The organism is Desulfosarcina cetonica JCM 12296, from assembly GCF_001311845.1.
GTDB classification, from domain to species: Bacteria; Desulfobacterota; Desulfobacteria; order Desulfobacterales; family Desulfosarcinaceae; genus Desulfosarcina; species Desulfosarcina cetonica.
The window spans coordinates 19,931-40,678 of record NZ_BBCC01000030.1; the positions used below are offsets into that span (position 1 = coordinate 19,931).

A 20,748-nucleotide genomic window follows, 5' to 3' on the forward strand; every position below is an offset into this window, starting at 1 on the left:
GCGTACGCCGCAGTGACGAAGGATACGCGTAACGCCGATATCGGGCTTTTTACGAATCCGTCAAGAAGGGGCGGCACCATGCTTTATAAAAGCCTGATTCTCGGTGTGCTTTTCAGTATCGGCGTGTTTGCCGTCAAAAGCGGGGTGGGGGTTGCCTATGGGGTCTGGCACCAAAAGCGAAAACGTGACACGGCCCTCGGGCTTGTTCTGTTTGCCCTCGGCTATGCGCTGATTTTTGGCGCCGCGGCCGTCATCCTGCCCCGCCTGGACCTTGCACGTCACCTGTCGGTCGTGCAGACCTGGGTTCAGCACGGCATGCTGGTTCATCTGATCATGGCCGCGCTGATGATGGGCTGGGGCGTCGTTTTGCTCAGACACAGCGCTTCGCCAACGTCATCGCGGAGCCGGGGATGGCTGATGCTGGTGCTGCCCTGTCCGCTGTGTCTTACCGTGATTCTGCTCTCGTATGCGTTTCTGATCGCCTGTTTTCCGGATCATCCCATCGGGCTCGCCGCTTTACTCTTCTTCGCCTTCGTACTGATCAGCCTGGTCACCACCGTGGCGGTCCGGCGCTATGGGCAGATTTCGGGCATGCCGCCCGATCTGTTCCTGGGCGGCGTCATGCTGCTGATGTCGCTCTATTTCATCGTTTCGGTGACGGTCATGCCCCATTTCGCCGACCTGGACAAGGTCTATCGCATGGCCCGTTACGATGCCGGCCAGCCTTCCCGGGAGATCTTCCAGGCGGTGGTCCTTGCCGTCTGTATCGCCGGTGCCTTCGCCTCCGGTTTTTTTCTACCATCCGAAAGACAAGGAGTCCGTCATGATCGACCTGGGTGCACTGCTCAAAACCTTCATTTATCTGATCTCCTCTGCATTGCTCTACCCGGTGCTGCTCTTGCTGGTGGGCCTGACCCTGGTCATCATCGTTCAAGGCGGATCGTTTCTTGCCGAGTGGTTGGAACGGGTGCGCCTGAAACCCTGCGCGCCGCAAGCGCTTCCGCAGCTGCTCAAAAGCGGGCAGGCATCGGCCGCGGTGGCCCACCGGGTGAATCAGTACGTTCGTGACCTGCGGCAGGTGCGGCGCCAGGATAGCGACGTCGACGTCAGCGTGGAGAATCTGCTGCAGGAGACGACCCTGAAGCTCTGGAAATCCATGGACCGGCTTCGCATCCTGGTGCGGGCGGCGCCCTCCCTGGGGTTGATCGGGACGCTGATCCCCATGGGCACCGGGCTGGCGGCCCTGGGGCAGGGGGATATGACCCGGCTGACCACCGATCTGGTGATCGCCTTCACCACCACCGTGGTCGGGCTGGCCATCGGAACCGTGGCTTTTTTTCTCTACACGATCCGGCGCCGCTGGATTGAGGAAGACATCAAGAACATGGAACTGGCCACCGAAATGCTGATGGATGATGAGAAAGGCAGTGGATATGAGATATTTAAAAACGCGGCGAACCAGTAGCCGGGGGCGAGCCTTCGGCGATGCGGCCTTTCGCGACGATGACCCCATGACCGGCGTGGCCAATCTCTTCGACATCGGCCTGGTCTTCATCGTGGGCCTGTTGCTGACCTTGTTCAGCGCCTATCGCCTCCAGGATCTTTTTGATCAGACATCGGAGATGACCATCATGAAGCAGAAGGCCTCGGGGGAGATGGAGATCATCACCAAGAAAGGTAAAAGCATCAAGGCCACCCGGGTGACGCGCGAGTCTGCCAAGGGCATGGGTAACCGCCTGGGTGTGGCCTATCGGTTGGAGGACGGCACGATGGTGTACGTGCCGGACGGTAAATAGGAATATGAGGATATCGTGAACCGTGAATGTGCAGAGAAAATTGAGGCTGGAAATGCTTAAGATGAGAAAACCGGGGCTTTGCCTGCGATGGCTGTTGATCGTGCTGGCCGGCTGGCTTGTGTTGAGCCCGTTGGCAGGGGCCAAGCCGGTCACGGTGACCGACGATGCCGGCAGGGTCATTCGACTGGCGGGCGTTCCCCAGCGGGTGGTCTGTCTGGTGCCTTCGGCAACGGAGATGATCTTTGCCATCGGGGCCGGGGATGCCGTGGCCGGCATCACCCATCACAGCAGCGCGCTGCGGGGTGCCGCCGAAAAACCGCTCGTGGGTGGATTTTCGTTCCCGTCCGCCGAGCGGATCATGGCCTTGAAACCGGACCTGGTCATCGCCTCGTCCCTGAACGCCAAACGGATCGCCATCCCGGATAACGCCATCCCGGTCCTGGTGCTGGATATCCGGCGCATGGACGACGCCTTTCGTCATCTGCGGCTCATGGGAACCCTTTTCGCGCGCCAGGCCGAGGCCGATGCGCTGATCCAAAAGAACCGCCGCCAGTTGGATCTGATCGCCCGCAAGGTGGCCCAAATTCCGCCCGAGCGGCGCAAACGGGTCATGCGCCTGATGGGCAAGGGGCCGATCATGACGCCGGGAAGCGATTCGTTTCAAAACGAGATGATCCGCGCCGCCGGTGGAATCGCGCCGGACTTCGGCCAGGCCGGCGGGGCGGTGCCGGTTTCCCGTGAGCAGTGGACCGATTTCAATCCTCAGGTGCTTTACGGTTGCGGCTGGGATGTGAAGGCCGACGATGCGGTTTTCAATCAAGCGGACTGGAGCGGCGTGGATGCGGTTCGGCAGCAGCGCATCTACACCTTGCCCTGCGATCTGACTTGCCGGGCCGGCGTTCATCTCGGCGATTTTGTCGCTTGGCTGGCCTCGCTGATCTATTCGCAGGAATTTGCCGATGCAGGCCATGAGGTTCTGCCCCGTCAGGTGATCGATCGCCGGCCGGTGCCCATCGACCTGGATTATGTGCAGGCGGCCGTCGTGGCTACCAGCACCATCCATGATTTTCCCAACAAAAGCCTGATTGTCGATTTCAAGACGCCTCGCGGCATCGTCTCCACGCTGGAGGGCGCCCGCGACGGCATCCTCACCGTGGGCAACCACTACTCCTCGCCGCCTTGCTGGGCCCTGACCCCCATGACCGGGCTGGACGGCCTGCATCAGGAGCTTTATCCGGTGATCGGCAAAGAGAAGGCCAATACGACGTTTCTCTTCACCGGTGCCAACATGGACAACCTGTCGGTCCAAAAGGAGACCTACAAGGAGATGACCGTCTATGCCCTGGTGACCGCCGGCGTGCGCGGCAATGCCGTGCGCATGTCCCGGGACGTGGGCAATTACTACGAGCCGGGCACCATCAACATGATTTTTCTCAGCAACATGCGCCTCACGCAAAGGGCCATGACCCGGGCGATCATATCGGCCACCGAGGGCAAAAGCGCGGCATTGCAGGATCTGGATATCCGTAGCGCCTACCTGCCGTTGGATGCGGCGGCCACCGGCACCGGCACGGACAACATCATCGTCGTCCAGGGGGATGGCAAAACCGTGGACAATGCCGGCGGCCATTGCAAGCTGGGCGAATTGATTGCCCGGACCGCCTACGCCGGTGTACGCGAAGCGATCTTCAAGCAAAACGGAATTGTCGGTCGGCGCGATATTTTCCAGCGGCTGGTCGACCGCCACATCAGTGTTTCACGGCTGGTCGGCAAGGCTGACTGCGACTGTATCGCCGAGGACCGGATGTTTGCCGGCCGCGTGGAAGCGACCTTGCTGGATCCGGCAATGGCCGGCTTTCTCGAAGCCGCCCTGGCGATCAGTGACGGCGCCGGAAGGGAGACGGTTGCCGACCTGGCATCCTACCGGACCTGGTGCCTGGCCGTGGCCGGCCGCATTGCCGGTCGGCCGCTGGAAGAACTGACCGCTTTCGTGACCGATGAGAAATTCCCCAAACCCCTGGCCATGGCCCTGAATGCGATTTTTACCGGTGTTTCCCGGGCGCCTGGCGTTCATTTGACCGATGTGCCCATGAACGCAACCCCACCCATCGCCGACAACGGAAAGTGACGGATACTTGTGAGAATAGCTGATGAAAGCCGGATTTCATTATTCATGAAAACGACCTTGCCCTCCTTTTTGATCCACACCCGACCATGGCTGAGAGATTGCTTTTTGATCCTTGCGCTGACGGTGCTGACCTTGAGCCCGGGACGCGCCGTTTACGGCCAGGAAAACCACGACCATGCGGAGGGGGCACTGGTTCTGGAGAGTATCGTGGTAAGCGCCGAACGCATCGACGCCTATGCCCAAACCAATCCCCAGCAGGTGGTTGTCCTGGATGACGCGGAGATTCAACGTCGCAACATGCTCAGCGTGGAAGAGGCGCTCGGCAGCATGGCCGGCGTGGAGGTGAAGAAAAGTTCGGGCATCGGCTCGCGCATCTCCATCCGCGGATCGGGAAAATCCAGTGGCGTGCTGGTGCTGCTCAACGGCCGGCCCCTGGGCAGCAGTCAGTATGGCGGCGCGGATCTGTCCACGATTCCCATCGAGATCGTCAAGTCGATCACGGTCTTCAAACCGCCGGTGCCGGTATGGCTGGGGCCCGGTGCCAGCGAAGGCGCCATCGTCATCGTTACCCGGGATGCGACCGATATGCGCGGTGAAAAAAAGCCGCACGTCACCCGGATACGGGGTGCCGGCGGTTCCTACGGGTATGCCGAGGCCTCGGTGAGCCACCGGGTCAAACTGACGGCGGGCAGCGCCATGGCCACCGCCAGCGGCAACCATCGGGACGGCAAACGGACCAACAGCGACCGGAATAGCGGTAATGCCTCCCTGCACTGGGATCGGGCTCTTTCCGGCGGACGGCGGCTGGAACTGGACGGTCGCTACTATCTGTCCGAATACGGCAGCGCCGGACCGGAGGACAACCCCACGCCCGACGCCCGCCAATCCTACCGCAAGGGGTCCCTGGACAGCCGGCTGAGCGGCATTGTCGGCAGCAGTGGCGATTACGCGATCAATCTTTATGGCGACACCGTCCATCTGAAGGACGAAAGCCAGACCGGCCTGGTATCGACCCTGGACGACGATAAAATCGGGATCAAGGCGGAAAACAACTGGAGCGGGGACGATGACCGCTGGGGCCTTCAATTGAGCGGTATTTTGGAACGCGATGACGTTGACCATACCCTGTCCGGCAGCCATCACCGCACCACTTCCGGGATCGGGGCCCAGGTCGATCGCCGCTGGACGGCCCTTGCCACCACCCTCGGCGCCCGTATCGATCACACCACGGATTTCGACTTCAATCCCGGCTTTTCCGGCGGGTTGAGTATCCCCTTGAATGACCGCTGGGCGGTCAAGGCCAATGCCGGTTACCGGGTCAATATCCCCACCTTCGGCCAGCTCTACCAGCCCAGCCATGGCAGCATCGACCAGGCCCGGGGCAATCCCGATCTTGATGAGGAGCGGATCTGGTCGACCGACGCCACCCTGGAATACCGCCAGGGAAAGGCGCACCACTTCCAGGTTTCCCTGTTTCGCTCCGATACCCGGGATCCGATCGTCTATGAGCGGGGCGACGACCGCATCTATCGGCCGATGAATGCCGATCGCGCCTGGCGGCACGGTGTTGAGGCCACATGGAAATACGGGTTCGCCAGCGGTCTGAGCCTCGACTTCGACGCCATTTTGCAGGATTCGGAGGTGACCGATACCGGTAACGAACTACCCTATACCCCCCGGGTGAAACTCAAGCTGACCATGCAGTACACGCTGAAAGACCCCGGTACCCGGCTGGAGACGACCCTGCGCTACCGCAGCCGCCAGTACAGTGAAGCCGAGAACCGCGAGGATCAACGCATTGACGCGTATACCACCGTGGATGTAAAAGTGATCCAGCCGTTTACCATCAGAACCCTGGCCGCGGAAGGGTTCCTGACCGTGGAGAACCTGTTGGATGAAGATTATGAAGTCCACTATGGCTACCCCGATGACGGGGTTCGCTTTGTCTCCGGATTCAATCTGACATTTTAAAAGAATGTGAAGCCATGCAAAACAAGATTCCCATTGTGATGGCGGCCTTCGGCACCACCTCGCGCGCCATGGACACCTACAGCAGGATCGACTCCGCCGTGAAGACGGCTTTTCCCGGGCATCCGGTCCGATGGGCCTATACCTCACGGATGGTCCGGGCGCACATGCGGCAGCGTCATCAGGCCAACATGAAAGGCCCCCTGGACGTCTTGGATGCCTTGGGTGATCAGGGGCACCGATGGGCCGTGGTGCAGTCCATGCACCTGATCTGCGGCCATGAGTTCTACCGCCTGGTGGATAATGTGCACCAGAGCCGGGTACGTGCCAGCATGGGGCTACCCCTGTTGACCGCCTATGCCGATTACCAGCTTGCCGCCCGGGCGATCCTCAGCGGCAGGGATCCCGGTGACGGCACGGCCCTGGTGCTGGTCGGCCATGGTACGGATCACCCGGCCTGGACGGCTATCCGGCGCTGGCGCAGATCCTGCGGACCCGAGGCGGCAACGTGCATGTGGCCACCATCGAGGGCGATACGGACATGGACGAGATCGTTGCCGCCGTGGTCCGTTCCGGCGCCCGGCGGGTTCGGCTGGTCCCCCTGATGTTGGTGGCCGGCGTGCATTTGGCCGAAGACATCGCCGGTGACACGGACTCGTGGAAAAGCGCCTTTGACGCCGCCGGCCTGGAAACGGCCGTGGAAACTCAAGGGTTGGGAAAAGAGGCGGCGATCATCGACCTGTTCATCCAGCATATCCGCGATGCCTTGGCGATCATTCCGGAGACATCGGCGCCGGCATGATCGCCTGCCTGCGATTCCTGTCCGGTGCTACCCGTCACTGCCCTTTTTCCGGACCGGTTCCCATCCCCCGCCCAGCGCCTTGTAAAGGGCCACCAACGCCAGCGTCCATTCCTGAACATCCAGAAAGGCCGGCCTGCCACACCCGCAACAGGGTGGCGGTGCGGCCTTGGTTTGGAAGGTGGGCGTCTCGAACGGCTCAGTTTTCTGTTGCGTGAGCGCATCCAGGCCGCCTATGGTGCCCTGGACAAGATTTGAGAGTTGTGATAGCTACCCCCGGTTTTGAGATATTTCCATTGTTGATGAACTCGTAAAAAGTCGCATTTCCGACGGATTCGTAAAAAGCCCAAGATCAAGGCTTGCGAATCCTGAGGAATGAGGTGTACTTAGCGTACTCCGCAATGACGAAGGATACGCGTAACGCCGATATTGGGCTTTTTACGAATCCGTCATTGTTGAAAGTGACCATGACGCATACACGCACCGATGAAGACAAGGCCCATCTGAAGACGATAGCGGCAAGGAAGGCTGCCCGATCATGACCGTAAATGCCGGCAGCACGATCCGAGCGGCCTACCAGACCCTCTTCGACGCGGCCACCGCCCGGCAGGACGCCTTTGTCCGGAGCCGTCTGCCTAAGATTCATATCGGCATGGCCACTTGCGGTATCGCCTCCGGAGCCCTGGAAACCCAAGCGGCCTTCGAGACGGCCCTGGCCGAGCGGGGCGTTGCGGCCCATATCCACACCGTGGGTTGCATGGGCCACTGCTACGCCGAACCGGTGGTGATTATCGACCATCCCGATTCGGGTTTCCCGCCGATTCTCTATCCCCAGGTAAACCCGGGCAAGGCCAGAATGCTGGTCGAACTTTTTCTGGAAGAAGGCGATCTGTGTTTCGAGCACATCATGGCGCGACCGTGGAAACCGAGAAGATTCCCTCGGTGTCCGGCCTCGCCCGTTTTAACCGCGAGAAACGGGTGATCATGAACCGCTGCGGGCGGATCGATCCCGAACAGATTCACGAGTATATCGCCGACGGTGGTTACCGCGGCGTGGTCGAGGCGCTATGCCAGCCGCCCGAGGCACTGATCGATTTGATCGAGGCTGCCGGCCTTCGGGGACGCGGCGGGGCCGGGTTTCCCACGGCCCGGAAATGGCGTTTCGCCCGGGTGGCTGCGGGAACGGACAAACGGATCGTCTGCAATGCCGATGAAGGCGATCCCGGTGCTTACATGGACCGCACCCTGCTGGAGAGCAACCCCCACCAGGTGATCGAGGGCATGCTCATCGCCGCCATTGCCGTGGGGGCCACGCGGGGGCTCTTTTACGTGCGTGCCGAATATCCCCTGGCGGTGCGTATGCTCACCCAGGCCGTCGAGCAGGCCCGTCAAAGTGGGGTGTTGGGGAAGAATATTCTGGGCAGCGGCATCGATTTCGACATCAACCTGTTCCAGGGGGCCGGCGTCTTTGTGTGCGGTGAAGAGACCGCCCTGATCCGCTCGGTGGAGGGCTATCGCGGCACGCCCCGGCATCGCCCGCCCTTTCCGGTGGAGCGCGGACTGGACGGACGCCCCACGGTGATCAACAACGTCAAGACCCTGGCTGCCGTGCCGCCCATCGTGGAGAATGGGGCCGACTGGTTCCGCGGCATCGGTACCGCCGACAGCCCGGGCACGGCGGTCTTTTCCGTGGTGGGAAACGTCGCCCAGCCGGGACTGGTGGAGGTTCCCATGGGGGTGACCCTGCGGGAACTGATTTTCGATATCTGCGGCGGCATTCCCAAAAAGAAAAAGTTCAAGGCGGTGCAGATCGGCGGGCCGTCGGGAGGCTTTCTGCCGGCCGACTTCCTGGATACAGCGGTGGATTTCGAAGCGCTGACCCGTGCCGGCGCCATGATGGGGTCCGGCGGCATGGTGGTGATGGACGAGGATGCCTGCATGGTGGATGTCTCGCGCTATTTTCTCGAATTCACCCAGAAGGAGTCCTGCGGCAAGTGTACCTTCTGCCGCATCGGTACCCGTCATCTTTTGGATATACTGCGGCGGCTGACCCGCGGCGAAGGCCGCCAGGGGGACATCGATCAGCTGGAGACCCTCAGCCGGGCGATCAAAACCGGATCCCTGTGCAGCCTGGGCAGGACCGCGCCCAACCCGGTGCTCACATCCCTGGCCTATTTTCGCGACGAGTACGAGGCTCACGTCAACGAGAATCGCTGTCCGGCGTGCGTCTGCCGCGTGATGACCGCATTTTACATTGACCAGGAAAAGTGTGCCCTCGGCTGTGATACTTGCTATGGCCGCTGTCCGACGGATGCGATCTTTACCTCCAGCAACCGCAAGAAAGGCATCGATCAATCCCTTTGCGTCAAATGCGGCGAGTGTTCGGTGGCCTGCCCGGCGGTCTACGGCGCCGTGATCAAGATTTCACCGCCTCATCGGGTGCCGGTGATCGAGCGGCCACCGGAGAGTCGGTTTTGATGGGGGCTTGTTTTGTTCAAAGACTTTTTTGAGATGCCCTGTAGCCGACGCGCTCAAAGATAACTGCTAATGTCCGGTATTTGGGAAACGATCCTTATTATTCACCAGATACCCTGTACTTTTATGCTTCGGTGGCGAATCACCGAAGGTGTTTTCGCAAACGGACTCCATCCAGCGTTCGATTTGATCCCGGTATTGCTCCGGTCCAATCTCCATCCCGCAGTCCCTGCAGGCAACCGTGGCGGTGGCTCAACGCCCGTGTAGTTGGGCACGGCCCCCGCAGAAGATGCATTTTAGCGTCGGCATGAATTGACCTTTTATCTCTCTTGTTTTTGCAAAACGGCGAGAGGTGGCTGCGGTTCAATCGTTTCGCGTTGGGGGGCTTCCCTTGGCCCATTCAGATGAACGAATGCATCATGGGTTGACTTGATCTTTTTTAGAGCGCAGGGCACGGGCAATTTCCTGGTTTTCGCGCTGTGCCGCGCGAGCACCAGTGGTAGGCGCACATCACGTTCCAGTAAAAACCGTCTTTCGTTCAACCGATTTGCCTTGCTGAAGCCTGGCGAAGTTCGGCAGGGCATCCCGATTGGGGAGTTCGGGCTTGTGGCGGGCCATGATTTTTTCCAGCCATTTGAGATCGTCTTCAGCAATCGGCAGTCAGTAGATGCGCCCGCCCGCATAATAGGCTCCCAGCCCACCGGCCAGGGCGGGAAGGTAGGTTGGGACGGTATAAACGGTGTTGAGTCCGGTAAATCGAAGTTTTTCCGCATGGGATGCAAACAGTGTCTCCGCGCTTTTGAAGACCTCATTCACGTCCTTGGAATCGCCGACGCCGTGCAATCGTTCCACCTCATCGACAATCAGTACGATTTTTTTATCGGGTGCCGCACGTTCGCGGCGTATGGTTTGAACTGCTTCCGCGACAAAGTCGCGCGCCTGCTTGACCAGTTTTTCCACCAACGCGGGTTTTTCTCTGGAGCTCGGCCTTGAAACTCGGATTGTGATGCAGCGATGCTTTCAGCTCTACGGCTCCGGCGGGAATCGCGATTTCGTCGAACCGAACATCGGATTCTAAAAACGACCAGACCCGTTCAAAGAATCCCTGACTGCCAGGCGCCTTGCCGATCCGCGCTTCGACCTTCTCGGAAAATGCGCCTAAAATTGCGATTAGAAAATCTGTGATTTCTATACGTTGGGTGAGCGTCAAATATTCGGATAAATCTGCATAAAATACTTCGCAACCGAAATCGTGCAGGATTTTCGCCAAACGCAGCAACTCTGTTGTTTTACCTGTCCCCCGGTTGCCGGTGAACAGATAGGCACCGGCGCTGGCGGAAAAATCGATGTGGGCGGCCAACTCCTGGACCGGGTCGCGTTGACCGGTTCCATGAATGTGCTCGACATAGACACTTGAATCCAGGCTGTTTTCAACCAGATCCCGGACTCCGAAGTTTATCGGCCGATCCAAATCCAATGCGTTATAAAAGGTTTTGGCGCGGTCACGAATGCTACTGGCATTTGTCATGGGGGATGCTCGATTCGGTGTATGGCGTCTTTATATCGACGCCATCTTTGACGGATTCGTAAAAAGCCCGAGATCAAGGCTTGCGAATCCCGAGGAATGAGGCGTACTTAGCGTACGCCGCAGTGACGAGGGATACGCGTAACGCCGATATCGGGCTTCTAAGGAAGTGACCCGAAATTCGGGTCACTTCGTGAACACGGGTATTTCCCCATAAGGGGTAAACTGATTTTTACGAATCCGTCATATTAAAGCATATTTATTCGATCATAACCATCAATTGGTGAGTGGCGACTTGATCTCCGATATCAACCAAGATATCGGCAATTTTCCCGCTTACTGGCGTTACAATTGGATTTTCCATTTTCATGGCTTCAAGGAGAAGAAGCGTCTCTCCTTCAGCAACTTCCTGGTCTTTTTTCACTTTCAGTTTAACGATGGTTCCCGGCATTGGGGCGGTTATTTCTTTGCGCATTCTGTTTTTCCCTTATTTTGAGGTTTGTGATCAACGGTTTTTTTTTCGGATGTACATCCGTATTGGTCCGTTGGCATTAAGCCGAGACGTTGATCCGCAAATGGATGGTGGCGTGGATGCATTCAATCTTGTTGCAGTTCCTTTATATCCGCATAAAATTCCAAAACCTCCGGATTTTTCAGCGCATCTTTGTTTCGCACGGTTTTGCCTTCGATGATTTTCTTGACGGCGATTTCCACTTTTTTCATGTTCAGCGTATAGGGGATCTCCGGGACGGCGATGATTTTTTCCGGGACATGCCGGGGCGATGCATGGGTACGGATTGTTTGCCGGATCCGCTTACAAATGTCATCATCGAGTGCATGCCCGTTGACCAGTTTGACGAACAAAATCACCCGAACGTCGTTTTTCCAATTTTGCCCCACGACCAAGGCGTCTTCGATTTCAGGCAACACCTCCACCTGACGATAGATTTCCGCCGTGCCGATCCGGACCCCACCGGGATTGAGGGTCGCGTCGGAGCGCCCATAAATCACCACACCGCCCCGGTCGTTGATCTGAATGTAATCCCCATGGCGCCAGATGCCGGGATAAACATCAAAATAGGCCGAATGATACTTTTTGCCGTCCGGGTCATCCCAGAAATAGATGGGCATGGAAGGCGATGGCGCGGTGCAGACCAGCTCCCCTTGCCGGCCTATCACCGGTTGACCATCGCTGTCGTATGCCTCGACCTTCATTCCCAATCCGCGGCACTGCAGTTCGCCGGCATAGACCGGGCCGATGGGGTTGCCCAGGGCAAAACAGCCATTGATGTCCGTTCCGCCGGAGATGGATGCCAGTTGCAGGTCCTTTTTGATATCGCGGTAAACGAAATCAAATCCTTCGATGGAAAGGGGGGAACCGGTTGACAGAAGGGCACGCAGAGGTGAAAGATCAAACTGCTCAGCGGGTTTCAACCCGGTTCCGGCAAGGGCCGACAGATAGCCGGCGCTGGTGCCGAAAACGGTGATTTTTTCCGCTTCGGCCATCCTCCACAGGATTTCGGGACCGGGGTAAAAGGGATTGCCATCGTAAAGCACCAGGGTGGCGCCGACGGACAGGGCGCAGGTGAGCCAGTTCCACATCATCCAACCACATGTCGTGAAATAGAAGATGGTGTCCTCCCGCTTCAGGTCCGTGTGCAGCAAATGCTCTTTCATCTGCTGCAGTAAGATGCCGCCGGCGCTTTGGACCATGCATTTGGGAAGTCCGGTCGTACCGGAAGAGTACATGATGTACAGGGGGTGGTCGAAGGGCAGCTGTGCAAACTCCAGGGGCGGAGGGTTTTTTACTTTGAAATCCTTGAATTGAATACCATTAGAGATCCTGCTCAGGTCCGGCTCCTCCCGGGCGTAGGGGACAACAACGACCTTTTCCACTGAATCGATTTGTTCGAGGATTTTTTCCACACGATCCAGGCTATTGATACGCTTGCCCTTGAACCAATAGCCGTCTGCGGTGAACAGGACCCGGGGTTTGATCTGGCCAAATCGATCGAGGACGCCTTTGATGCCGAAGTCGGGCGAGCAGGACGACCAGGCGGCGCCCAGGCTGGTGGCGGCCAGCATGGCGATGATGGTTTCGGGCAGGTTGGGCATGAAGCCGACGACCCGGTCACCGGTCGTCACCCCCAACGATTGGAGGGCCGCAGCGACAGCGCTGACCTCGGTAAACAGTGCATGGTACGATAGCTCACGGCGAATGCGATCTTCACCGTAAAAAATGACGGCGGTTTGCTTATCCCGAAAGCGCAGCAGGTTCTCGGCAAAGTTGAGTCTTGCCCCGGAAAACCACTTGGCACCGGGCATTTTCTTTTCATTATCGATGATCGCGGTGGGTTGTGTCGATGCGATGACATTACCAAAGGCCCACATTTCCTGCCAGAATTCGGCAATGTTCGTCACCGACCACTGCCACAGGTCCTTGTAATCGTTGATGTGTTGATCGTATTCTTGGTTGATGCCGTGGATAAATGCGGTCATGTTGGCGTGTTGGACCCGCTCTTGAGACGGTTCCCACAGAAGTTTTGCCATTTTACACCTCTTTTTTCGTCTCCAAAGGTGAGCCAATGCGGTTAATTATTGATTGTATAGAACCGCCAGGATGGTTGCCGTGTCGGATTTGGCGGTGAGCCAGTGGGGAGTGGTGGATGAGTAATACACGCTGTCCCCGGGTGACAATTCATGACGCTCGGAACCGATTTCCAATACCACCGTCCCCTGAAGCACATAGATAAATTCCTCACCATCGTGTTGCGATGTCTCTTTCTGGGCGCTTTCGGTCAATTTGACAAGCAGTGGCTCCATGTGGCGTCCTTTGACTTCTGCCGCCAGCCCTTTGTAAATGTATAATTGCTGCTGCCCACCTTGGGCTGTGGAGCGGGAAATGGTTTTTTGTTCCCCCATCCGCATGATGGCATAGGGTTTGTCTCCCTCTCCGGAAATGAGACCGCCGATGGCAGCCTCCAGGGCTTTGGATAGTTTCATTACCGTACCCAATTGAGGCATGACCTCCCGGGTCTCGATCTTGGATAACAATTCGGTGGTGAACCCCGTTATTTTGGATAGTTCTTCGATGGAAAATCCCTTTTCCTTGCGCAACGCCTGAATCCGGTCACCGATTCCTGAAACGCCGGTCGGATCCGATGCTGGAATCTCTCCGGTCAGTTCTTCGAAGTAATCGACATTGATATGGGGCAGGGACGCTTTTGTATCCATTTTTCTCTCCCTTCTTGTACGCCATGATAGGCCTTGCCATGGCCGGCAAAGATATAAAAACAAACAATTACGGACGGTACTGCTCGGGCAGGATCGCCTTTTCTCCCCAATCGCCGGGAATGGGCTGGCCGGGTGCCTCGCCAAGCGCTTCTTTGCGTTTGGCCAGACCCGGACGGGCAAATTTCATATGCCCCTCTTTCAGGGTCCGTCCATTGATGGTCACCTCGCTTCTCAGGCGCTGGCCCACGGTACGTTCCAGTTGGCGGCCCAGCCACAGCACGCGGTCGACATCATAGCCATGCGCGATTCCCATTTCGTCAATCTGCACCAGTAAATCTTCAAGGCAGATCAGACCCACATAGCGCGGATCTTCGTAATAATAGTCGCCTGTCCCGGGTACCGGGCAGTCGTCCAGAAAATTGGCCGGCTGGCGCCCAGGCCGCCCAGGGTGCCCTCAAAATGAGAAATTCCCGCCTGCATGGCAGCCAATGCCGACGCCGACGCCATGCGTTTGGTCTCGTGAAAGTGGGCGATGTGCAGGGATGGATCCGGGATCTCATCCAGAACCATGGAAAAATAGCGATACACCTCCGGGGCCGATGCGCTACCGTCATGGTCGGCATGTTCGATGTCGGTGGCACCGATTTCCAGCCAGCGTTTGGTAAACTCCACCGCATCCTTGAGTTCCGTTGCCCCGGCGATGGGGCTGCCCCAGATGGTGCTTACCGTACCGCACATTTTCAGCCCGGCATCGCGGCATTTTTGAATGGCCCGTTCGCACTCCTTCCAGTAGTCGGGCAAGGTGGTGCCGGAATTGGCGAAGTGATGTTCCTCCTCGGTGGACACCATCATCAGGCAGCGATCCGGTCCCACGCCTCTTTGGGCCAGTTCAATGGCCCGGTCCACGGCCGGTTCACGGATGGTCACGGCGGTGATGGTCAGGTCATCATAGTTGATTCCTCTTTTCCCGCAGCGGGCCTTGAACCGGTCGCTGCGAAGGTGTGCCAGCACCTGTTCGGCGTCGCTGAACTGGGGCATCAGATACGAATTGCCCAGGTTGGTCACCTCGATGTTGCGGCAGCCGGCGAAGATCATATTCTCGGCATAGAAGATCTTGGCCCGCGTGGAGATGAATTTTTCCAGGTGCTGGAACCCGTCCCGAACGGTGATGTCGCCCAGGGTCACTTTTTTCGGCATCCGCGGGAAGATTTTCCAATAATCATATTCGGTCATGGTGAACTCCTTCCTTTACTCGTGTTGATGGGGTACGCTTTAAAATCGGACATTCCCGAAGGACGGCTCCCCGATGGGCTTGAGCAGGCTCACCTCAAAGGCCATGCCGAGCCAATCGCGAATTTCGGAAAACTTGAGTACGCGGTCCGTGAGCAGCCTGGAGCCGCAGAAAAAGGGATGGGCTTCGCCATCGTATTTCTCGATCATTTTCTGGCTGAAGGCCTGCTTCTCTTCCACCGTCATGGGCTTGCCCTTGGCTTCCCTTTTTTTCTCTTCAATGGAGAGCAGCACGCCGGCGGCGCTTCTGCCGCTCATCACACCGGTGCGGGCACGCATGGTGCTGAAGAGGAAATGGGGGCGGTAGGCCCGGCCGCACATGCCGTAGTTCGCCGCCCCGTTGTCCGGCCCGATGACCAGCTGGATTCGGGGCACCTGAGCGCAGGCCACGGTTCGAACCATGTCGGATCCGTACTTGCCGATTCCCTGATGTTCCGATTCGGAGCCCACCATGTAGCCGGGGGCACTTTGAATGAACAAGAGCGGCGTCTTTTCCTGGGAGCAGCGCACCACCACTCGGCGGCTTTGCGGGCCGCTTCGGCAAAGATGATGCCCACCGAATTGGAGGCCACCACGCCCACGGGAATCCCCTTGATGCGGATCTTTCCGGTCAGGATGTTGTCCCCGTGGCCCGGGGCATAGGATTTTTTGTATTCGATAAAATAGGAATCATCGGCGATGGCATTGATGATGCCCCGACCATCGATTCCCTGATGAACCTGGCGCGGCATCAGGTCATAGATGGCTTCGGGGGGCGAGGTGGGCTGCGCTTCGGCGTACCGGTGGGAATGAAGTTTTTGTGGTACTTCCAGGGCCAGGATTTCTCTTACGCGATTGATCGCTTCGTCCTGGTTGGCGCAAAATGGTCCGCCCCGCCGGATACTTGGGTATGCACCCGGGCCCCGCCGAGATCTTCGGCGGAGATGACTTCCCCGGTGGCCATCTTCACCAAGGCGGACCGCCCAGAAAAGAGTAGGACATCTTATCGATCATGATCGACTGGCAGGCCATGAAGACGATGTAGGCGCCGCCGGCCGTGTTGCCGCCGGTGCTCATGGTGATCTGTTTCAGCCCCATGGCGGACATCCTGGCCATGTTGTAAAACATGGAACCAAAATGACCGTCATCGGGGAAAACGTCAACCTGCATGGGCAAAAAGGCCCCGGCCGAGTCGGCGATATAGACGCAGTTCAGCCCGCATCGTTCGGCGATGGCCTGGGCGCGCATGTGCTTCTTTAGCGTGATGGGCAAATAGGCGCCGGCCTTGACCCGGGAATCATTGGCGAAAATCATGGTCCAGTTGCCGTTGATTTTTCCGATGCCCGTGACCACGCCGCCGCAGGGGACATCATCGATCCCATCGGAATAATTCACCCCGAAACCGGCAATCTGCCCCAGCTCGAAAAACAGGCTGCCCGGGTCGATCAACTGCTGGATCAGGTCGCGAACCGGTTTTTTGCCCTGTTTGGCCAGACGGTCGACGGCTTTTTGCCCGCCCGGCCAGGTGGCCGCATGCACCCGTTCGTCCAGTTTCTTTTCTTCGTTTTCCCAAAAGATCCGATTTTCTGTCATCGTTGGTCCTTTTTGCCCTGAACTGGCCGTGTTTTGCATCAACATGGTCTATTCTCCTCGATAGATCGGTTTGCGTTTTTCTTTGAACGCCGCCAAGCCTTCGAGCCGGTCCTTGGTGGGAATGGTCACCCAATAGGCGTTGGACTCCATGGCCAATCCGGACTGAAGGTCCGTTTCCATGCCGTAGTTGATGGCATATTTGGCCTGTTCGATGGCGATGGGACCGGTTTCGCAGATTTCGGCAGCCAGTTCCCGGCACGTCGCCATTAACTGCTCCGCCGGGCAAACCCGGTTGACCAGGCCGATGGCCAGCGCTTCCTGGGAGTTTACCCGCTTTCCTAAAAAAATCAGTTCCTTGGCCTTGCCTTTGCCCACGATCCGCGGCAGACGCTGGGTGCCGCCGGCCCCGGGAATGATCGCCAGGCGGGTTTCCGTGAGCCCCATGGTGGCATTGTCCGAGGCGATACGGATGTCGCAGGCCAGGGCCAGTTCGGTTCCCCCGCCCAGGGCAATGCCGCCCACCGCCGCGATCACCGGCTTGTTCAACTGTTCGATGGCGGTGAACAGGCTGCGGATGGTAAAGATATATTCCTTGACCTTGGCCGGCGGCAGTGAAGCGCGTTCCTTCAGGTCGGCACCCGAGCAGAAGGCTTTTTCTCCCGCACCGGTGATGATGACGACCCGGGTGTCCGAATCGAAACGCAAGGCTTCGATTTGATCCTTTAATTCACGCAGCAACTGGAAATTGAATGCATTCATGACCTGCGGGCGGTTCAGGGTCAGTGTGGTGACCTGATTTTCTTTTTCGATTAGCAGTATTTTTTCCGTCATGGCGTTATTCTCCGTATTCGGTATGATTTTACGCACCCGTGTTAACAGCCGATGTAGCGCGAAATGACAATCCGTTGGACCTCGGACGTTCCCTCGCCGATATCCAGCAGCTTCTGGTCCCGATAAAAGCGCTCTACACCGTAATCTTTCATCAAACCGTATCCGCCGTGAATCTGGACGGCGTGATTGGCGACCCGGCCCATCAATTCGGAGCAGTAAAGCTTACCCATGGCGGCCTCTTTTTCAAAGGGGCGCTTGTGGCTTTTCAGCCAGCAGGCTTTGTATAAAAGATTGCGGCCGCATTCGATTTCCATGGCGCAATCGGCAAGCTTGAAGGCGTTTGCCTGAAATTTACTGATCGGCTGGCCGAATTGTTCCCGCTGCTTGGCATATTTCAGTGCGGCCTCAAAGGCTCCCTGGGCGCCTCCGAGTCCCATGGCGCCGATGGACAGACGGCCCCCGTCCAGGGTCTTGAGCATCTGGTGAAACCCATCGCCCTGTTTGCCGAGTATGTTTTCCTGAGGAACACGGACATCGTCAAAATACAGTTCCGCCGTATTGGAGGCCCGCCACATCATTTTCTTATGCATGGGCACCGCCTTGAACCCCTTGGTGCCGGCCTCGACGATAAAACAGGTGTATTCCGGCCGGCCATCCTCACGCTTGCCGGTCACCGCCTGAACGGTCACCCCCAATGTCATGTCGCAGGCCGCGTTGGTGATGAAGATTTTGGACCCATTGATCACCCAATGGTCGCCATCTTTGACCGCCGTGGTTTTACTGCCACCGGCATCGGATCCGGCGGTGGGCTCGGTGAGTCCAAACCCCCACAGGGCCTCTCCGCTACATAGCCTGGGAAGATACTTTTTCTTTTGCGCTTCACTGCCAAAGTAGTACAGGGGGCCGATGCCCAGGGAGTTTCCAGCGGCCACGGTCGCCGCCTGGCTGCCATCCACGCGGGCAATTTCCTCAACGGCAATGATATAGGAAATATAATCCATGGCCTGGCCCTCGTAGGCTTCGGACACGAACATGCCGAACAGTCCGATTTCCCCCATCTTGCGCGTCAGTTCCGGCGAAAATGTTTCACTCTCATCCAATTCGGCGGCAACCGGTGCAATTTCCCTTTGGGCGAACGTTCGAACCTCTTTTCGAATCATTTCCTGTTCTTTGGTTAAATCGAAGTTCACTTTTATTCCTCCTTTTTACCGTCCATGGCCGTCCATTGGCCGGTTTTCGCATTCAATTTAGGTCCGGGCCTTGGCCTCCTGAGCATCGCCTTGCTCTGAGAATCATTCTACCGACCGGACGTTAGGGATGCTGATAAAATTTTTTTAATCGTTTCCTGGCCGGTCAGGCGGTCTTGATGGCGGCTGCCGTCTGGCGCTGCAGCTCTTCGATGGCTTGATCCCGCAGTTTATATTTTTGGATTTTGCCGGAAGCGGTGGTGGGGTACTCATCCACGAAGAAGAAGTACCTGGGTATCTTGTGGAAAGCGATCTTCTTATCGCAGAATCCATGGAAATCGTCCTGGGTGGGGGGATTCTGGTTGCCGTTTTTGAGTTGAATATAGGCAACCACCTCCTCACCGTACTTCTCGCTGGGCACGCCGACGACCTGCACGTCACGGACGTCCGGGTGGGTATACAAGAACTCCTCGATTTCCCGTGGATAAATATTCTCGCCCCCGCGAATGATCATATCCTGCTGCGCCCGGTGATCTTACAATATCCATTTTCGTCCATTACACCCAGATCGCCTGTATGCAGCCAGCCGTCGGCGTCAATGGCGGCGTTGGTTTCCTCGGGCATTTTATAGTAGCCCTTCATGACATGGTACCCGCGTGTGCAGAGCTCGCCTTGCTGGCCGGCGGGCAAGGTGATGGTACTATCGCCGAGATCCACGATTTTTACCTCAACATTGGGCAGGGCCCGGCCAACCGTGCTGACACGAAGGTCCAGCGAATCCTCGGTACGGGTTTGGGTGATTCCCGGGGATGCTTCGGTCTGGCCGTAAACGATGGTCATCTCACTGGCGCCCATCTTGTCCACGACTTTTTTCATGACTTCAATGGGGCAGGGCGACCCCGCCATGATACCGGTTCTCAAGCTGCTGGTGTCATAGGACCGCTTTTCCATCTCTTCCAATTCGGCGATGAACATCGTGGGAACGCCGTGAACCGCTGTGCAGCACCCCTGTTCGATGGCTTCCAGGACCACGTCCGGCTTGAACTGAATCACCGGTGACATGCATGCCGCGGAAACCACACAGGTCAGCGTCCCCAACACGCAACCGAAACAATGAAAAAACGGAACCGGAATGCACAGATTGTCCTCGGCGCTCAAGCGCATGCATTCCCCCAGGCTTTTTGCATTGCCGATGATGTTGGTATGGGTGAGCATGACGCCTTTGGGAAAGCCGGTGGTTCCGGAGGTATACTGCATGTTGATGACGTCATCCGGGGCAAGGGATTGCTGACGGACGGCCAGCGCCTCGTCACTGATTTCACTGCCGCGATCGAGCATGGCCTGCCAGGACAGCATTCCGGGCGGGGTGGGCTCACCGACAAAAACCACGTTTTTTAAAAAGGGAAGTTTCTCAGATGTCAGTTTTCCCGGTTCACAGCGCGGTAGTTCCGGACAAACCGTATTGATGACGTCGATATACTCTTTATCATCGCGCACGCCGCCAATCATTACCAGTGTGGTCGCATCCGATTGTTTCAGCAGGTATTCCAGCTCGAAGGATTTGTAGTTGGTATTCACCGTGACCAGGACGGCCCCCATCTTGCCGGTGGCAAATTGGCAGTCCAACCACTCGGGAACGTTGTTGGCCCAAATGGCAACCTTTTCGCCTGGCTCGATACCCAGTGCCATCAGCCCTTTGGCCACCTGATTGCAGATGGCCTTGAATTCAGCGTAGGTATGATAAATATGTCTCTCATAATACCGGACGGCGGGGTTGTTGCCGAACTGCTCGGCGACGACGTCCAATAGTTCTCCGATCGTGATATTTCCGACATCAAAAATTGGTAATTGCATGTAGTCCTCCCCTTTACCGAACAACCAATAATTTTGCAGGACCTTCGATTGGCCGAAGTGATGAAATGAGAAAAGGAAAATGGAATTCA

At 57.6% G+C, this 20,748-nt stretch carries 19 protein-coding genes and 2 pseudogenes; 8 read left to right on the forward strand and 13 right to left on the reverse strand.

Features of this window, described 5'->3' with window-relative positions; translation table 11 throughout:
* Positions 1 to 78: 78 nt before the first annotated feature.
* The 8 genes and pseudogenes from JCM12296_RS43930 to JCM12296_RS09400 all read left to right on the forward strand — a co-directional run bounded on the left by JCM12296_RS43930 (position 79) and on the right by JCM12296_RS09400 (position 9,169).
* Entirely contained in the window at positions 79 to 1,068 is a 990-nt protein-coding gene (locus tag JCM12296_RS43930) for a DUF2162 domain-containing protein (RefSeq protein WP_246804101.1), read from the forward strand.
* Positions 1,049 to 1,465: a MotA/TolQ/ExbB proton channel family protein gene (locus JCM12296_RS09360; protein ID WP_246804102.1), complete on the forward strand. Its 417-nt coding sequence runs from the start codon at positions 1,049 to 1,051 to the stop codon at positions 1,463 to 1,465. The genes JCM12296_RS43930 and JCM12296_RS09360 overlap by 20 nt, the downstream gene beginning before the upstream one ends.
* Positions 1,434 to 1,796 (forward strand): DUF2149 domain-containing protein, encoded by a 363-nt coding sequence (locus tag JCM12296_RS09365; RefSeq protein WP_054691844.1) that lies wholly within the window; start codon positions 1,434 to 1,436, stop codon positions 1,794 to 1,796. The genes JCM12296_RS09360 and JCM12296_RS09365 overlap by 32 nt, the downstream gene beginning before the upstream one ends.
* Positions 1,797 to 1,857: 61 nt before the next feature.
* Positions 1,858 to 3,924, forward strand: a complete 2,067-nt coding sequence (locus JCM12296_RS09370) for a helical backbone metal receptor (protein ID WP_054691845.1) — start codon at positions 1,858 to 1,860, stop codon at positions 3,922 to 3,924.
* A gap of 45 nt (positions 3,925 to 3,969) precedes the next feature.
* Positions 3,970 to 5,895: a TonB-dependent receptor plug domain-containing protein gene (locus tag JCM12296_RS09375; RefSeq protein WP_054691848.1), complete on the forward strand. Its 1,926-nt coding sequence runs from the start codon at positions 3,970 to 3,972 to the stop codon at positions 5,893 to 5,895.
* Positions 5,896 to 5,963: 68 nt separating this feature from the next.
* Positions 5,964 to 6,694 (forward strand): annotated as a pseudogene (locus tag JCM12296_RS09380) (sirohydrochlorin cobaltochelatase).
* A 535-nt stretch (positions 6,695 to 7,229) separates the two neighbouring features.
* A complete protein-coding gene (locus JCM12296_RS43935) occupies positions 7,230 to 7,673 on the forward strand; it encodes a (2Fe-2S) ferredoxin domain-containing protein (RefSeq protein ID WP_246804103.1) in 444 nt (147 codons plus the stop codon).
* Complete coding sequence (locus tag JCM12296_RS09400; RefSeq protein WP_246804104.1) at positions 7,610 to 9,169, forward strand: NADH-ubiquinone oxidoreductase-F iron-sulfur binding region domain-containing protein; 1,560 nt, start codon at positions 7,610 to 7,612, stop codon at positions 9,167 to 9,169. Before JCM12296_RS43935 ends, JCM12296_RS09400 begins: the two co-directional genes overlap by 64 nt.
* Before the next feature lie 657 nt (positions 9,170 to 9,826).
* On the opposite strand, the gene JCM12296_RS39735 is transcribed toward JCM12296_RS09400, so the two are convergent.
* The 13 genes and pseudogenes from JCM12296_RS39735 to JCM12296_RS09450 form a co-directional block, all read right to left on the reverse strand.
* On the reverse strand, positions 9,827 to 10,009 hold the full coding sequence (locus tag JCM12296_RS39735; protein WP_054691859.1) for a hypothetical protein: 183 nt from the start codon (positions 10,007 to 10,009) through the stop codon (positions 9,827 to 9,829).
* A gap of 34 nt (positions 10,010 to 10,043) precedes the next feature.
* Positions 10,044 to 10,694 carry a P-loop NTPase family protein gene (locus JCM12296_RS09410; protein ID WP_054691860.1) on the reverse strand — a complete coding sequence of 217 codons (651 nt, stop codon included), beginning with the start codon at positions 10,692 to 10,694 and terminating at the stop codon, positions 10,044 to 10,046.
* 256 nt (positions 10,695 to 10,950) lie between these two features.
* On the reverse strand, positions 10,951 to 11,166 hold the full coding sequence (locus JCM12296_RS09415) for a biotin/lipoyl-containing protein (protein ID WP_054691861.1): 216 nt from the start codon (positions 11,164 to 11,166) through the stop codon (positions 10,951 to 10,953).
* Positions 11,167 to 11,288: 122 nt separating this feature from the next.
* Positions 11,289 to 13,241 carry an acetoacetate--CoA ligase gene (locus tag JCM12296_RS09420; protein ID WP_054691864.1) on the reverse strand — a complete coding sequence of 651 codons (1,953 nt, stop codon included), beginning with the start codon at positions 13,239 to 13,241 and terminating at the stop codon, positions 11,289 to 11,291.
* Between the two features lie 45 nt (positions 13,242 to 13,286).
* Positions 13,287 to 13,925, reverse strand: coding sequence for a helix-turn-helix domain-containing protein (locus tag JCM12296_RS09425; protein ID WP_054691866.1), 639 nt, complete (start codon positions 13,923 to 13,925; stop codon positions 13,287 to 13,289).
* A gap of 67 nt (positions 13,926 to 13,992) precedes the next feature.
* The gene (locus tag JCM12296_RS43940; RefSeq protein WP_246804105.1) at positions 13,993 to 14,253 is read right to left on the reverse strand and encodes a hypothetical protein; all 261 of its coding nucleotides are present in this window, start codon (positions 14,251 to 14,253) and stop codon (positions 13,993 to 13,995) included.
* A gap of 20 nt (positions 14,254 to 14,273) precedes the next feature.
* Positions 14,274 to 15,158, reverse strand: a complete 885-nt coding sequence (locus JCM12296_RS09430; protein ID WP_246804106.1) for a beta/alpha barrel domain-containing protein — start codon at positions 15,156 to 15,158, stop codon at positions 14,274 to 14,276.
* Between the two features lie 39 nt (positions 15,159 to 15,197).
* Positions 15,198 to 16,201: pseudogene (locus JCM12296_RS50345) on the reverse strand (carboxyl transferase domain-containing protein).
* Positions 16,161 to 16,787, reverse strand: coding sequence for a carboxyl transferase domain-containing protein (locus JCM12296_RS43955; protein WP_246804108.1), 627 nt, complete (start codon positions 16,785 to 16,787; stop codon positions 16,161 to 16,163). Before JCM12296_RS43955 ends, JCM12296_RS50345 begins: the two are co-directional and overlap by 41 nt.
* A gap of 48 nt (positions 16,788 to 16,835) precedes the next feature.
* A complete protein-coding gene (locus JCM12296_RS09440; RefSeq protein ID WP_054691869.1) occupies positions 16,836 to 17,618 on the reverse strand; it encodes an enoyl-CoA hydratase-related protein in 783 nt (260 codons plus the stop codon).
* Between the two features lie 41 nt (positions 17,619 to 17,659).
* On the reverse strand, positions 17,660 to 18,808 hold the full coding sequence (locus JCM12296_RS09445; protein WP_054691872.1) for an acyl-CoA dehydrogenase family protein: 1,149 nt from the start codon (positions 18,806 to 18,808) through the stop codon (positions 17,660 to 17,662).
* A gap of 163 nt (positions 18,809 to 18,971) precedes the next feature.
* On the reverse strand, positions 18,972 to 19,319 hold the full coding sequence (locus JCM12296_RS48975; protein WP_306303994.1) for an AMP-binding enzyme: 348 nt from the start codon (positions 19,317 to 19,319) through the stop codon (positions 18,972 to 18,974).
* Positions 19,316 to 20,659, reverse strand: a complete 1,344-nt coding sequence (locus JCM12296_RS09450; RefSeq protein WP_306303995.1) for an AMP-binding protein — start codon at positions 20,657 to 20,659, stop codon at positions 19,316 to 19,318. The genes JCM12296_RS48975 and JCM12296_RS09450 overlap by 4 nt, the downstream gene beginning before the upstream one ends.
* Between the last annotated feature and the right edge of the window lie 89 nt (positions 20,660 to 20,748).

Coding starts and splice junctions, on each gene's coding strand:
- JCM12296_RS43955 (WP_246804108.1), bottom strand. CDS start 16,787: ATGACAGAAAATCGGATCTTTTGGGAAAACGAAGAAAAGAAACTGGAC.
- JCM12296_RS09410 (WP_054691860.1), bottom strand. CDS start 10,694: ATGACAAATGCCAGTAGCATTCGTGACCGCGCCAAAACCTTTTATAAC.
- JCM12296_RS09430 (WP_246804106.1), bottom strand. CDS start 15,158: ATGACCGAATATGATTATTGGAAAATCTTCCCGCGGATGCCGAAAAAA.
- JCM12296_RS43935 (WP_246804103.1), top strand. CDS start 7,230: ATGACCGTAAATGCCGGCAGCACGATCCGAGCGGCCTACCAGACCCTC.
- JCM12296_RS09415 (WP_054691861.1), bottom strand. CDS start 11,166: ATGCGCAAAGAAATAACCGCCCCAATGCCGGGAACCATCGTTAAACTG.
- JCM12296_RS09425 (WP_054691866.1), bottom strand. CDS start 13,925: ATGGATACAAAAGCGTCCCTGCCCCATATCAATGTCGATTACTTCGAA.
- JCM12296_RS09375 (WP_054691848.1), top strand. CDS start 3,970: ATGAAAACGACCTTGCCCTCCTTTTTGATCCACACCCGACCATGGCTG.
- JCM12296_RS43930 (WP_246804101.1), top strand. CDS start 79: ATGCTTTATAAAAGCCTGATTCTCGGTGTGCTTTTCAGTATCGGCGTG.
- JCM12296_RS48975 (WP_306303994.1), bottom strand. CDS start 19,319: ATGATCATTCGCGGGGGCGAGAATATTTATCCACGGGAAATCGAGGAG.
- JCM12296_RS09370 (WP_054691845.1), top strand. CDS start 1,858: ATGAGAAAACCGGGGCTTTGCCTGCGATGGCTGTTGATCGTGCTGGCC.
- JCM12296_RS09440 (WP_054691869.1), bottom strand. CDS start 17,618: ATGACGGAAAAAATACTGCTAATCGAAAAAGAAAATCAGGTCACCACA.
- JCM12296_RS09420 (WP_054691864.1), bottom strand. CDS start 13,241: ATGGCAAAACTTCTGTGGGAACCGTCTCAAGAGCGGGTCCAACACGCC.
- JCM12296_RS09450 (WP_306303995.1), bottom strand. CDS start 20,659: ATGCAATTACCAATTTTTGATGTCGGAAATATCACGATCGGAGAACTA.
- JCM12296_RS09365 (WP_054691844.1), top strand. CDS start 1,434: ATGAGATATTTAAAAACGCGGCGAACCAGTAGCCGGGGGCGAGCCTTC.